Below are 12,872 nucleotides of genomic sequence, written 5' to 3'. Positions count from 1 at the left end.
CACCACCGTTTCCACCCGCGCCAGCGAAAGCAGGAGCGGTCACTAGCGCAAGCGCGGCAAGCGCTGCCAACAGCGTTTTTCGGGATGTCATGGTACCTCCTCAGGCGAATAGCCACCTCGCCGATTCGTTATAGAGCGGCTTATAAGAGTTTCCTAATTCGACTGAATGAACTTTAGATAAATGCTTGTTGCAATGAGCGACTGACGACTGCGGAGCGCTTTGTAACCCTCTGAAATGTAGCAAAAAATCCGGAGTCGCAGACCGTATCGCCCTTTGCGCGACTGAAGTCCCATACCGATCGACTTGGTCGGGCGATGCACAACTGCGGAATGCTTGCGGCATTTCGGAGTATGGCGTCACCGTGTGGCTGTGACTGCGCATTGGTAGACAACTCGCCGGGCGAAGACCCCAACTACCTCGAGCCCGGCGAGCCTTACACCTGATCAGAGTACGCGATCAGGACCGGGGATCAGCCGGCGAAAGATGTGGGTGCAATATGGGCGCCAAACTATTCGTCCCAAATTGGGACCATGCTGCGGCCGGCAAGCTGCGCTTAGGTCTCATAAAAGACTTAGGCGCTGGCATCGGAAATGGCGATCGCTGGTTAGATCGCTCCTTCCTCCGTTTGTATGATTCGTTGGCATTGGCAGTCGTGCGCATATTGTTTGCCGGACGGCGCTGAGTCTCACCGGTCGAGCCCAGCGGCCCGCCCGCCGCAAAGTGTCCCCCCGCTACAAAGGCTGCTGGGCCGTCCTAGCGCCGATCTGCTCCGGCAATGGCCGCGTGAATGCCCGCTCGACTCCAGCAACAGCTTCATCCTTGGTTGCGACGGTTCCGCGCGCGCCGCCGTCATCGAGCGTATCTTACTCGCCTAACCCGGATCGTGCCGCGTCCGCTTTCCGGGACGCACGGATCTATGCTCAACAGCTAATGTCAGGCGCGTACCTGAATTGGTCCTCGAGCCGAGATAGCGCGTTAGTCGATACACGACATTGCGATGTCCAGGAATCGACCGTTTCGCGAACAGCGATGACTACTCGGAGCTGCTATCTCGTTTGCGCCACGAACTGTCCCCTGCCCTCAATGCTTCCAACGTCTCATTTGGGGCCGTATCCGGACGGTCTGCTTCTAGGAAGCGCTCGTCGGTAAGCTGCCGTTCGAGTTCACGGTCATCGAGCGAAGTTTGCCTTGTCAACTGACGAATACGCTGCTTTGACGACCAAGTTTAGCGGGCGCTCTTACCGGCCGGCCCCTTGGCGGCTGGAACAGGGCCGGTAGCGGATCGGCAGCTTGCGGAGCCACGCAGCCGAAGAGCGGTCATTCCATGACGTTGCTTACAGCTCCAGGAGGAGTGTCACCCCTCCTGGAATAACAACCTGCCATTCGTCAACGCCTCCTTCCAACCTGGGGAGAACCGCCGGAAATCAGGCTGTCAGATGCACACCGTCGCGTGGAGTCATTCATCGCGCCAGTATGGGTGGGAACAGCTGAATTGGCGCGAGCCAACCAGACGGCGTTTGGTCTCCGATATCGGTCCTCGGACGGGCAGATCATTCGCGGTCATGTTGGGTACGACGCTGTAACCCTGATCGACAAGCTGCAGTTTCAGCTCCGCGAGGTGGCGCCTGAATCCATTTTCGATGTAGCTGCGCGGATACCGCCATCCGTTCCTGCATGCTCGCACGAGAATGTCGGAATACAGTTCAGAGCTGGCAGCTTGCAGCGCTTCTTCGGAAGTCAGTTTGCTGTTGGTTTGGGTACCTTCGGACAAGCATGGCCCCACCGACACCAAAAGCACCAGTATTACGGTCAAGACAGACAACTTTGTCATGGAGCCCTCCGTGTTCTGGATCGACCAGGCCTGCCAAGCAACCTGCCCTGCCGATCTGCAGAGACTAGGATGCTGACCCGTCGCATGGAATCGTGCAAATGCAGTGTTTTCGATATCGCATCTGTAGTATTTTCATCCTGATGTAAGGCCATCGGGTTCTGGCCACAGGTCGGCAGCAAGGAAAATGGAACGATGCTTCGCGCCGTAGGCAATCCTCTCGCCGGCTTATCGGATCGGGAGTTGATGGTCGCGGCAAAGTTTGCGGAGGGCATGACTTATCGCGAAATCGGCGAAACACTTTTCATAGCGCCTACCACCGTTCGGACCCATCTTTCGGCCATTTATCGGAAGCTCGATGTTCGCAGTAAAGTGGCGCTTGCTGGGTTACTTGCCGATCACCGCCAGCAGGACCGCAGCCATGCACCACCCGGAAGTCTTTCGACCGACGAGCCGGGTCCGCCGGTCCTCGCAGTTCTCCCGTTCGACAATTTAAGCGGAGAAGAACGCTGGACTCGTATCGCTGATGGTTTGTCGGCGGACCTCATAGTTGATCTCTCTCGCTACCGGGACCTTGCGGTGATCGCCCGCCAAACAATGCTTTCCTACAAGGGACGGCGTGTTGACGTGCGAGCTCTCGGACGAGAGTTGAATGCCGACTATGTGATCGAGGGAAGTTTTCAAGTGGACGGGCAGCGGGTGCGCATCCGCGTCCAACTCGTCGACGCCCACACAGGGGTCGATGTCTGGACGATGCGTTACGATCGTTCCGCGAACAACCTGTTTGCGATGCTGGACAGCGTGACCGAAAACGTCATCAATGTCCTTGCAACTTGCCACGGTCAGCTCGCCAATCTGCGACGCGATGCGGCTCGTCGGAAGGCTCCAGCAAGTTTGCAGGCCTATGACTGCTATCTGCTTGGGCTTGAGCAGAAGCACCTTTTCACCCGTGAGTCGAACAAGGAGGCGATACGGCTACTGGCGCGTGCGATCGAACTCGACCCGGGTCTAGCAAGAGCTTGGACGGCGCTGGCACTTGCGCATGCTGTGGAAGCTATCAACGGGTTTACCGACAACCTTTCCGGCTCGATCGAGAGCTGGAGCCAATGTGTCAAGCAAGCGCTGGCGCTTGATCCGGCCGACATTTACGCCCGCATAATGCTTGCCGATCTTCGGGCATTGCAGGGCGATGTCGAAGCTGCTGTCGAAGAACATGACCGAGTGTTGGTGGCTGCTCCAAATGACGCGGACTCACTTGCCTTTCTTGCGGGTAGCCTTGCTCTTGTTGGCAGCGACCCGAAGCGTGGCTACGAACTGGCCAAGCGAGCGGTCCGGCTAAATCCTTATGTTCCCTGGTATTATGGAATGCTCGCTCGATGCAGCTACGTTCTAGGCTTTTACCGTGAATCACTGGTCGCGCTACGTCAATCTGCGCCAGATTCGCCCGCCACCCTTCTGTTTGTGGCAATGGCTCATGCGATGCTCAATGAAACTCCTCAGGTCGCCAGGATCAATTCGCGACTGAAGGACGAGTTCCCGAATTTCACGGCTGAGGTGTTCATCAGAACCTATCCGGTTACCAATCCTGTCGCCATTGCTGCAATCAGAGAAGGCGCCCGTCGTGCGGGTTTGGCCTAGCTTCTTCACTCTGGTCACCTCAGAGGCGCATTGCTCCTGGGCAGCATTGGGGCCGCAAGCGGACCGTCAGCTTCGCGGTGAAAATCCTCAGAAAGCGGGCCAGCATGTAGTCGTCGCGGCTGAAAGAGGGGCGTGACGCGCAAGGAATAGGTCCTGGTTTCACCTGATCACCTACGCAGGCAGTTTGACGATCATTGAGCGGCGAGAACGCGGCCCGAGGCAGGAGCTTTGAGCCGATTTTACGATCGACCTTCAGGCTTGTCGAGCCGTCTCGAGGTTACTGCCGAAAAACCGAGCCTCCATGCCGGCGCCCTGGGGAGGCAAGACAGCCAGCAACTGGACGGCTCGTGGATTTAGCACCGTTCAACCCAGAGCGTTTTGTCGAGATGCAGGCGTATCCGCTGGCCTTCCGCGAAGGACAGCGCAAAGGATTCCAGGCCCAATGAGCGTGTAATTTCCTGGTCGGTCTCTATGATGCGGACGACCCATTCGCCACTGGCTCCGACTACTTCCACGCAACGCGTGGCCCTGCGAATTGGCACCACGTGCCCATCACATCCTCCCTACGAAACGCAATGGCAAGTCGATTTAAGACGGTCGTAGTCGGGAATTCAATAACAAATGCTTGCTCGGAATCGGACGAGCCATCCTGGAAGGGCAGTACGAAGGCGTTGAATGGCTAACTTGTCATGCCACCTCGGTCAGGCGAGCCCTCCGGGGAGCCTCCCGTGAGATAGCCTCTGCTTCAGGTCGTTGGCATTCAGGATGGCTGCCAGCTCTTCAGCATACTCCATGTCGGGAAGGTCGACAGAAGGGTGGCCCACTACAATAGCCGGCTGCCCGGTGAAAACGTCGAACACCGCCCACGTCCCATCCGGTTCCCGCCTTACCTCGTACCGCAGAGTTGCCATGAGGGGATCACATAGGTCGCCGTTAGGGTGGGAATATTTGGTCCACGGTGACGCGGGGCCGCCTGAAAGCACCGAGACACAGTCGGCGCTCAGTAACGCGCCCGCCCACCCGACATGTCGAATACCGCGCCGGTATTGAAGTTGCTGGCGTCCGAGCACAGCCAGGCCACCATGTGGGCAACTTCTTCGACCCGGCCGAGCCGGTTCATTGGACTATCGACGATCATTGTCTCGACAGCTGCGACCCCGAGGTTTCGGATCATGTCCGTATCGATTGGCCCAGGAGCGACGCAGTTCACGCGTATGTTTGTATTGGCGACCTCACGCCCAAGCGCCTTTGTGAAGACTACGATACCTGCGCTGGAGGCTGAATAGGCGGCAAGGTTGGCAAGACCTTCCTTGCCCGCCAAAGAGCCCATATTGACAATGCGGCCAACACCCCATTTTCGCATGTGGGGCAAAACCAACTGCGTCACTTGCATCGTGCCGATCAGATTGGTTTCGATGATGCTTCGCCAGTCTGCAGGTTCGTGTTGGTCAAACGGGTGAAGGGTTCCTAGATAACCGGCGTTGTTAACCAGAACGTCTATACGCTGGCCACGACCGACGATCATGTTGATCGCATGGGTTACCTGATCGCGGCTGGTAATATCGACCTTCGTAGACACCACACCCTTCAGTTCGATCTGATCTCGATCCCACACGTGCACTGCAGCACCCGACGCTACAAGGCGCTCTACGATTGCCTTGCCGATACTCTTTGCTCCGCCGGTTACGACGGCTGTCTTGCCAATGAGGTCATATGATACCGGCACAAAGCCCCCATTCATGCGTGTTCACACGGGCTAAGTTTAGCAGGATCGCATATTTTCGCCAGCGGCCAGACCGGTGTCACCAGGTCTTGGCAGCGCCGGAGCCAAGCTATGACCTGGTCGGCAGCGAGCTCCAGATCGTACACCGACGATGTTGTTCTTTGTCCCGCTCTCCTCCGGCGACACGCCATTGCCCAGTTTGAAAGAACCAAAGAGACAATCAGGACAGGCCGGCGATATTTCGATGAGGGGGGCTTTCGCCATTAGTTAGCGCAGGCTAATATGTGTTCTTCGCGGTCAGAGAGCCGCCTGCATGTTGGGCAGAGATGCTTTAGCACCTACTACAATCGTGCCAGCCGCGATGCCTATCCCCATTTGCCTTGGCGTCTCCCCCGACGGGCTCTGGCTAGAAGCATTCCAAACCGATCAGGACATCCGCGCGTATTGGAGGCGTGGTGCGCGCCGTTTTGCTGATCATCGAGCTTGTGGCAATTCACCTGCTGCCCTGACGTAGCAGCGCTGTCTTGATGGCGCTATCGCTGTAGCGGTCGGACGGCTCTAGTGCGCCTTCTCCGCCTCCATCGTTGAGCGTCAATTTCAGCTCGAGCGGGCTGGACGGGGGAAGCGCGGGCGCATGACCGTGGTGCCTACATTCGTCGTGACCAGGCGCCCACCTCATATCGGCCGACCACCACGCTTCCGCTTGCATAAGCCTCGGCGCGAATTCGATCTTGCAGCGTTTCGGGACCGAGTTCTGAAGCTGCGATAACGCCCATCTGCTCCATGACCGGAGCCATGGTCGCTGCGAGATCGGAGATCAGATCAATGCCGCTCATACTGTCTGATCCACCTCCGGCGAGAGCACTTACCGCCATGCTAGGGGCCGGCAGCCCGGCTTTTACGAAGGTCGCATGGAGCTGCAAGCCCATGTTGGGGTTGGTCCCTACACGACGAAATGTCTCCACAATGCACCGAAAGCAGTTGTCGTACGTTGGGACGGAGGGAAACGAGGCAGCGCCAGTCCAGTCGACTTCGTGGAATACCATCACGCCGCCGGGACCAAGATGCCGCGCAACCCCTCTCAACATCTCGGCCGGATCGGGCGCGAACATTAGGACGTATCGGCCAACAACGGCGTCGAACGCTATATCGAAAGTGAAGGTGGCAGGATCACACTGGTGGAAGATTACATTCTCCAAACCACGTTGCGCGGCTCTCGCCCGAGCAGCGTCAAGAGCCTCCGCCGACCTGTCAGTGCCGATAACAAGACCTGTGGGTCCGACAATATCAGCCGCGAGAAAGGCGACATCGCCAGCGCCGCTCCCCACGTCAAGGACATGCATTCCCGCTCGAAGGCCAGCTCGCCGCAGGTAATCCCGCGTCATCGGGTCAACCAATGCCGCCTGCGTCGCCAGCCTTCTCAGTTCTCGTTCCGAATGTCCCAACTCGTATTCGTGCTGACGTTCGCTTGTCATACTGGCGTCCCCCGGATGAAAAAGCACAACAAATCAGGGCTTGAATGCAGGCCTTGGCGCAATCCGAAGCCGAGCGGCTCATGCCTACTTTAGAGATGTCTAACATAAATATCTGCAAGGGTGCCGTCTAGGCGCACCTCAAACGAGAGAAGTCCTTCAGAGAGGGCGCGACGGCTTGGCCACCAGCACGGCAGACGACAAAAGCGCGTTGTCCAGCAGGGGCCTTCTGGCTTCTGGTCAGGCACGGATGGGCTCAACTCAATGTCACTCCGATTCGAGCGCGATTGTATCGCCCGCGCTCTGGAAAGAAGCTCAACATGGCGTGGAGCACGGGCGGCCTGTTGAACAGCGTAACAACTCAGCATAACGTCTTGAACACCGCAGCCGGGTGGCAAATGCCTTCTGATCTCGCAAATGAATTTCTTTGCCTGGCAGACTTCGAACCTGCTGCACGTGATCGTTTGCCCCATGCCGTCTATGAGTTTATCGTCGGCGCGGCTGGTGACGAAATTACGATGCGGGACAATGTAGGTGCGTTTGACCTGCTGCGGATCAGGCCGCGGGTTTTGCGGGACGTCTCGAAGATCGACACAAGCATTACGCTCTTCGGTGAAAGGCTCTCTCATCCGATCTTTCTGGCGCCAACGGCATTCCAACGCATGTCACACCCCGAGGGCGAGGTGGCTGCCGCTCGCGGGGCGGGCGAAGCCGGTGCGATATTCACTCTGGGGACCAGCGGAACAGCAACCATCGAGGAATGCGTGGCCACAAGCCCTGTGCCGATCTGGTTCCTGTTGTATTGGCAGAGCGATCGAGGTTTCAACCGTGACCTTGTCGCCCAAGTCGCTGCGGGCGGAGCGAAGGCGATCTGCGTAACGGTGGATATGCCAACACTCGGCGATCGGCGAAGGCAAATGCGAGCCGGTTTCAAAATTCCCGATGCGCTCGCCACCCCTTATTTCAATGACCGCAATACAGGCCTCTTCAAGATCGGTGGTTCGCCAAAGCGTGCAATATTGACATGGCCGGATGTTGAGTGGCTTCGTTCTCTCACAGCTCTGCCTATTGTGTTGAAAGGCATCCTTGATCCTGAGGACGCTGAACTGGCGATAAGCTCAGGCGCCGACGCCATTGTGGTTTCCAATCATGGCGCACGGAACCTCGACACGCTGCCGGCAACGATCGATGCACTGCCGGCAATTGCCGAGCGGGTGGCCGGCAGGATTCCAATCATTATCGATGGCGGCATCAGACGGGGAACGGATGTTTTGAAGTCTATCGCTCTTGGAGCAACCGCGGTGATGATCGGCCGCCCATATGTTTATGCGCTTGCCTTGGGCGGATCGGATGGGGTCAGGCACTGTGTTGACCTGTTACGCCGGGAATTTGAAACGGCAATGGCGTTAACCGGGAGGACCTCAATTGGCGAGATTGATCGAAGTCTCATCTGGTGACAAGCAGGGGGATGGATGTCGCTGAGGGCTCCGGGGATGCCGACACGGACCATCTACTTGTGCTCTGGCCAAGGTTGGGACGTTGCTTCGATGTGCATTTCAGAGTGGCGGGCGGGTCCTTACAGGAGAAGAACATTTGCTTGAAGTGAGAGGGGTCCACAATCATCATGAAGATAATCTCACATGCGGAACAGCGGCGGGAGGAATGGCGAGTTGGAGTAGAAACCCGGATGCTTATATCCGCTGAGAACGGCGCGCTTCAGCTGTGCATTTTCGAGCAATGGGTAGCGCCGGCTATGGGCGCCCCGACGCACAGTCACCGTGTTGAAGAAGTGCTCTCTGTGGTCACCGGCAAAGCAGAATTTGGATCGACAACGAGTCGGTTAGCATAATCGAAGGGCAATCACTTGTTGTTCCGGCTAATCGAAAACACGGGTTTCGAAACGTCGGCTCTGAAACCCTTCACATATATGCCGTGCTCGCATCATCAATTTTCGAGGCGGCCTTTGATGATAGCGAGCCTGTCCGTCGCTGGGTTCTATCGGCGGCAGACTGATCCCGAATTTCGACGATTATCGAGGCGCGCAGTACGCGATCCGTGCCGTGGGCAACGAATGGGTCAAAGGAGTTCTGCGCTCTTTGATCGACAAAATGATAGCCTGCCCCAAAGAAGGTCATCGCACGCTCGCTGAGCGTATCTTGCTCGCCTAACCCACATCGCGCCAGAAGCCAGAGTACGCCGCGTCCACTTTGCGGTACTCACGTTTTTCTGCTTAACGGCTGAATTCAGGCGCATTGCGGTCGGAAATATTGGGCCGAATGCGGACTGGCGGCTTTCAGTGAGCAGCAATCAACAACGGACGATTGCACCATGCTTTTGAGGCCAGCCAAATGGCATTGTCGTCCTGGGCGGGTTGCATAAGGCTGCACTCCAAACATGGCTTTCAAGAAAGCTGGACGATTCCCTCAAGCGCCGCGTAGACCGAGATTCGCAGCCAACGGTCCATGCTTCGCGCGAGGCCGGGGTCGCCGATGAGGAAAAGGCCGCCCCTCTCTTTCTCACGCTCGATGCTGGAGCGGCCCTCCAGGATGGCTCCCAGCGAAACAACGCCGGTCTCGACGTAAAGATCGACGTCCCGGCCGGGGTCGAGCGAGCATAGCTCGGGCAAGTCTGAGCCTGGCTCGACCACAAACCAGTAATGGGGACACCTCGGTGGGGGATCGTCGCGGAAATGGAAGCGGATGACGGCGCGCCGCCGCGGCAGTTCAGCGAGGTCAATCTTTCGCCGCACGGCCCACATGAGGGTCGAAACATCCACGTCGGCGAGCGCGATCTCCGCCTGGATGTTGCATTGCGCCCATTCCGCCAGCGCGTTCATCGCCGGCTCGAGCCTTATCGACTTTTCGGTACGGAAATAGCTGATGGTGCCCGTCGCCCCGTCCTCGACGCGCTCGACCAGGCCCAACGCTTCCATTTCCTTGAGCCGCCTCGACAAGAGGGCGGACGAGACGTTGCCCACCCCCTTGCGAATGTCATTAAAGCGGGTCGAGCCGTTCCAGAGCTCGGTCAGGATTTGGATTGTCCAGCGTGGCTCCAGGAACTCGCAGGCGTGCGAGATCGGGCAGACCAGTCCGTAAGGCCGTCGCGTCATGGCTGACCGCTCCTTTGCCGCAGGTTAGGCCTTTCGGAGGTCTGAGGCCAGTTCACAATCTGAAGCGGAACGCTTCCGAAGCTGCCCTGGTGCCTTCTCGCCTTCTGCCGTCACGTGATCGTCATTCGCATCCCCGATCAACGGAGGTTCACCATGACCTGGCGTAACATGACGCAAACTACACCAGGCCAGACCGCACGGCGCGTGCCGCGCACTTTTCTTGACCCTCCGCTCGAACGCCTGCTGGCCCTTGTCCGTGAGTGGAGGACCCGCCGCAACATAGAGCGCGGGCTCGGTCACCTGTCCAACTTCCTTCTGCGGGACGTTGGCTTGACCGAAGCGGACGTCGAAGCGGCCTGCGCCGACAGCTTCGATAGGTCCGCCTCTCGCGCGCTCCAGAGTGCAGCGCAGAACCGCACGGGAAATTGGTGAGAAGGGAGAGCCCCGGGAGCGGAAGCCGTTTTGACGGCGGCAATTGATCAGCCGAACTCAGGGCCATCCCCAGTAGCGCCTTGGTTTCAGAGATCTAGCGCGCCGAAGCGATTCGAATGCATACTTCCAAGTGGTCGGCCGGCTCTTCGGATTCATCGTGAGGAACGTCTGCTGTTGGAAGAAACCCACCGAAGCTTTGACAACCGAGTTGAGGCGCTGAGCGCACGCTCGTGCGGTATAGTAGGTCCGATAGCGAGCTACGAGCACGGCACGATCCGCAACTATCGAAGCCCGGCAATGCGCAGCCCCTCTACATAGAGAGCCCGGTGCTTGTAGTGAACGATCGGATGAAACTTGTCTACCCATTGAAGGGATAGGGACGGTTGAAGGCGCTTGGCCTGCGAAAGCGCATGAACCGCGATGTCCATTTCACCGGCCATCCCAGCGGCCGCCGCGTACGTCCGCCATGCAGACCCAAAATGGGGCCGGAGTTCAACCGCGCGACATTCGCATTCGACCGCGTCTGCATATCGTCCAGCCATGAAATGACATAAGCCAAGGATGGAGAAATTCGCAGCATATGTGTGATCGCGAGGACTTAGCCTACCCGCGATTTCAAGATGGTCGAGCCCCTCGGCGGGCATGCCCCCATATCCGTAAGTTGAGCCCAGGATCGAATGCGCAAAGGCGAAGCTCGGGTTTAGCTCGATCGCTTCATTTAGTTCTCTCACAGCAGAGTCGAAGCCGCGCGAAATCATGTGGACAAACCCTGCCGCTAAATGCGTCCACGGGTCCTCGGGGTCGCCTTGGATTGCCCGCTGCGCGAGGGCGCGAGAGGTGGGCAGAATGTCTGCTGCGTTGGCCCATCCTGACAAAACGCGGGCCGCGTGAGCCCACGCCAACAGGCTGTTGGCGCGGGGATAGTCAGGATCGAGGTCCGTAGCCTGCTTCAGAAATCCCTGTGCAATCTCGATTTCCGTAGCCGAACTCCAGGTCCAGACATATGGCATCGCCTTCATGACGAATCCCCAAGCGTCAAGATTGGTGGGGGACCTGCTCTGAAAGCGTTGCTGTTCCGCCGTGTAGAGCCGCGGCTCGATCGTAGCGATGACACTTTCGGCAATCTGATCCTGAAGCGCGAAGAATTCCGACAATTCCACATCGTATCGTTCAGCCCACACTTGTACCCCGGTCGATGTGTCACTGACTTGCGCGCTTATCCGGAGGCGATGACCTGAGCGCCTTACACTTCCGTCCAGCACATACCGCACACCAAGCTCTCGACCGACTTGTTTTAAGTCGACCGCTTTTCCCTTGTAGGTGAACAAAGAGTTGCGGGCGGACACGAAGAGCCAACGAAGACGCGACAGCCGAGTAATAATGTCTTCGGCAAGGCCGTCGGCGAAGTATTCCTGTTCGGGGTCGCCGCCCATGTTCTGGAATGGCAAGACAGCAATCGAAGGGTTGTCGGGCAGCGCCAGCTGTTCGGAGGACCCGGCAGTCGCAGCCAGATCGGTTTTTGGGACTGTGTCGCGCATACGTAGACGATAGGTGCGCACCGGGCGTGCGATATTTTTGAGCTCTTTCTCGCCCAGATCGACAAATTCTTCCTTCAGTTTGTCGCGCACCTGTTCGTAAGCGGCGGCCGATAAACAGATGCCGTTCGGCTCAGCGATGCTTTCTAGACGGGCGGCAATATTGACACCATCTCCCATCAGATCGCCGTCGCTCTCCTCGACAACATCGCAGAGATGAATGCCGACGCGAAATTCAATGCGTCGCCCGGGCGGTAAGCCAGCGTTGCGCTCAACCATGCCGTTCTGCATTTCGATTGCACAGCGTACGGCGTCAACAACGCTCCGGAACTCTACGAGGGTACCGTCACCCATAAGCTTCACAACGCGCCCATTGTGGACAGCGATGGTCGGATTGATGAGATCGCTCCGGAGCGCCCGTAGCCGTGCCAGCGTTCGATCTTCGTCCGAGCCCGCCAACCGGCTATATCCGACCACGTCGGCGACCAGGATCGCCGCAAGTTTCCGCGTCTGGCTCACTTTGCCCACTCCTGTCGACTAAGTGGCATAGCACAGAATACAGGATCCCGTTTTCGAAGGCGACGTTCGATAGGTGAATTCCGAGATGCGGATGGCCAGGCTTTCCGCGACAAGGAGCCCACAATCCTGGTCGTTCGCCCCAGACGGCTGAACCCGCCACTAGGATTGCCGCAATCATACGGCGCTTCCGTCATTTCTGCTGCCAAAACCGCCACAAGCTTTCGTTCTGGGCGCGCCACGATCCCCTCCGGCGCTACACGTGGGTTTGCTGTAACGTGGCACCCCTGCCTACGCGCAACCAGCCACCAGAGTCCGCTTCAATCGGCGGCAGAGCTCGGCCCAATGGCCGAATTGCGGCGCATAGCTGACATTTGGCGAAGCGCCCAGACTTTGGAGCAGGACTTCAAAATTTGCCGAAATAGAACCTACCCGTCGGCTTGTCGTCCTTCATCCAGATCAGCGCCTTGGGTCATGGAGTCGACCTGGTCGTCGTGCTTTCCGTGCGGAAATGCGAGCACCTCAAGCAGGAGGTCATCTCTCCAATGCGCGTCTTTCGGAAGATTGACGTTGCCGTTTTCGATCATTGCGGCAACACGTGACAGCCGGCTTTCCTTG

General features: G+C 58.0%; 10 protein-coding genes. 4 read left to right on the top strand and 6 right to left on the bottom strand.

Annotation, left to right across the window (positions count from 1 at the left end; translation table 11 throughout):
• Positions 1–1,457: 1,457 nt before the first annotated feature.
• Positions 1,458–1,832: a hypothetical protein gene (locus NKI96_RS32095; RefSeq protein WP_023749672.1), complete on the bottom strand. Its 375-nt coding sequence runs from the start codon at positions 1,830–1,832 to the stop codon at positions 1,458–1,460.
• Between the two features lie 192 nt (positions 1,833–2,024).
• Here NKI96_RS32095 and NKI96_RS32090 point away from each other — a divergent pair, with 192 nt between their 5' ends.
• Positions 2,025–3,467: a LuxR C-terminal-related transcriptional regulator gene (locus tag NKI96_RS32090; RefSeq protein ID WP_023728046.1), complete on the top strand. Its 1,443-nt coding sequence runs from the start codon at positions 2,025–2,027 to the stop codon at positions 3,465–3,467.
• A 1,000-nt stretch (positions 3,468–4,467) separates the two neighbouring features.
• On the opposite strand, the gene NKI96_RS32085 is transcribed toward NKI96_RS32090, so the two are convergent.
• Positions 4,468–5,208, bottom strand: a complete 741-nt coding sequence (locus NKI96_RS32085) for an SDR family NAD(P)-dependent oxidoreductase (RefSeq protein ID WP_023728049.1) — start codon at positions 5,206–5,208, stop codon at positions 4,468–4,470.
• 629 nt (positions 5,209–5,837) lie between these two features.
• Entirely contained in the window at positions 5,838–6,665 is an 828-nt protein-coding gene (locus tag NKI96_RS32080; RefSeq protein WP_023740360.1) for a class I SAM-dependent methyltransferase, read from the bottom strand.
• A gap of 317 nt (positions 6,666–6,982) precedes the next feature.
• On the opposite strand from NKI96_RS32080, the gene NKI96_RS32075 reads away from it, so the two are divergent.
• Positions 6,983–8,119 (top strand): alpha-hydroxy acid oxidase, encoded by a 1,137-nt coding sequence (locus NKI96_RS32075; protein WP_352807760.1) that lies wholly within the window; start codon positions 6,983–6,985, stop codon positions 8,117–8,119.
• 361 nt (positions 8,120–8,480) lie between these two features.
• Entirely contained in the window at positions 8,481–8,675 is a 195-nt protein-coding gene (locus tag NKI96_RS32070) for a cupin domain-containing protein (protein ID WP_306413648.1), read from the top strand.
• Between the two features lie 388 nt (positions 8,676–9,063).
• Here the strand turns inward: NKI96_RS32070 and NKI96_RS32065 are convergent, their stop codons facing one another.
• Positions 9,064–9,771 carry a winged helix-turn-helix transcriptional regulator gene (locus tag NKI96_RS32065; RefSeq protein WP_023728165.1) on the bottom strand — a complete coding sequence of 236 codons (708 nt, stop codon included), beginning with the start codon at positions 9,769–9,771 and terminating at the stop codon, positions 9,064–9,066.
• Positions 9,772–9,924: 153 nt separating this feature from the next.
• Here NKI96_RS32065 and NKI96_RS32060 point away from each other — a divergent pair, with 153 nt between their 5' ends.
• Entirely contained in the window at positions 9,925–10,203 is a 279-nt protein-coding gene (locus NKI96_RS32060) for a YjiS-like domain-containing protein (protein WP_023728164.1), read from the top strand.
• Between the two features lie 281 nt (positions 10,204–10,484).
• Here NKI96_RS32060 and NKI96_RS32055 read toward each other — a convergent pair whose 3' ends face one another.
• Both NKI96_RS32055 and terL read right to left on the bottom strand, forming a co-directional pair.
• A complete protein-coding gene (locus tag NKI96_RS32055; RefSeq protein ID WP_023728163.1) occupies positions 10,485–12,257 on the bottom strand; it encodes an adenylate/guanylate cyclase domain-containing protein in 1,773 nt (590 codons plus the stop codon).
• 425 nt (positions 12,258–12,682) lie between these two features.
• Positions 12,683–12,872, bottom strand: a 190-nt coding sequence (gene terL / locus NKI96_RS32050; protein WP_352765998.1) for a phage terminase large subunit, incomplete at its 5' end; no start/stop codon positions are given.

Source organism: Mesorhizobium sp. M0292 (assembly GCF_040321695.1).
Lineage (GTDB): Bacteria > Pseudomonadota > Alphaproteobacteria > Rhizobiales > Rhizobiaceae > Mesorhizobium.
This window is presented reverse-complemented; position numbering and strand designations above follow the sequence as displayed.

Excerpts from the sequence above, each read along its gene's own strand:
- NKI96_RS32075 (WP_352807760.1), top strand. The coding sequence starts at position 6,983 with ATGGCGTGGAGCACGGGCGGCCTGTTGAACAGCGTAACAACTCAGCAT.
- NKI96_RS32065 (WP_023728165.1), bottom strand. The coding sequence starts at position 9,771 with ATGACGCGACGGCCTTACGGACTGGTCTGCCCGATCTCGCACGCCTGC.
- NKI96_RS32060 (WP_023728164.1), top strand. The coding sequence starts at position 9,925 with ATGACCTGGCGTAACATGACGCAAACTACACCAGGCCAGACCGCACGG.
- NKI96_RS32080 (WP_023740360.1), bottom strand. The coding sequence starts at position 6,665 with ATGACAAGCGAACGTCAGCACGAATACGAGTTGGGACATTCGGAACGA.
- NKI96_RS32090 (WP_023728046.1), top strand. The coding sequence starts at position 2,025 with ATGCTTCGCGCCGTAGGCAATCCTCTCGCCGGCTTATCGGATCGGGAG.
- NKI96_RS32095 (WP_023749672.1), bottom strand. The coding sequence starts at position 1,832 with ATGACAAAGTTGTCTGTCTTGACCGTAATACTGGTGCTTTTGGTGTCG.
- NKI96_RS32085 (WP_023728049.1), bottom strand. The coding sequence starts at position 5,208 with ATGAATGGGGGCTTTGTGCCGGTATCATATGACCTCATTGGCAAGACA.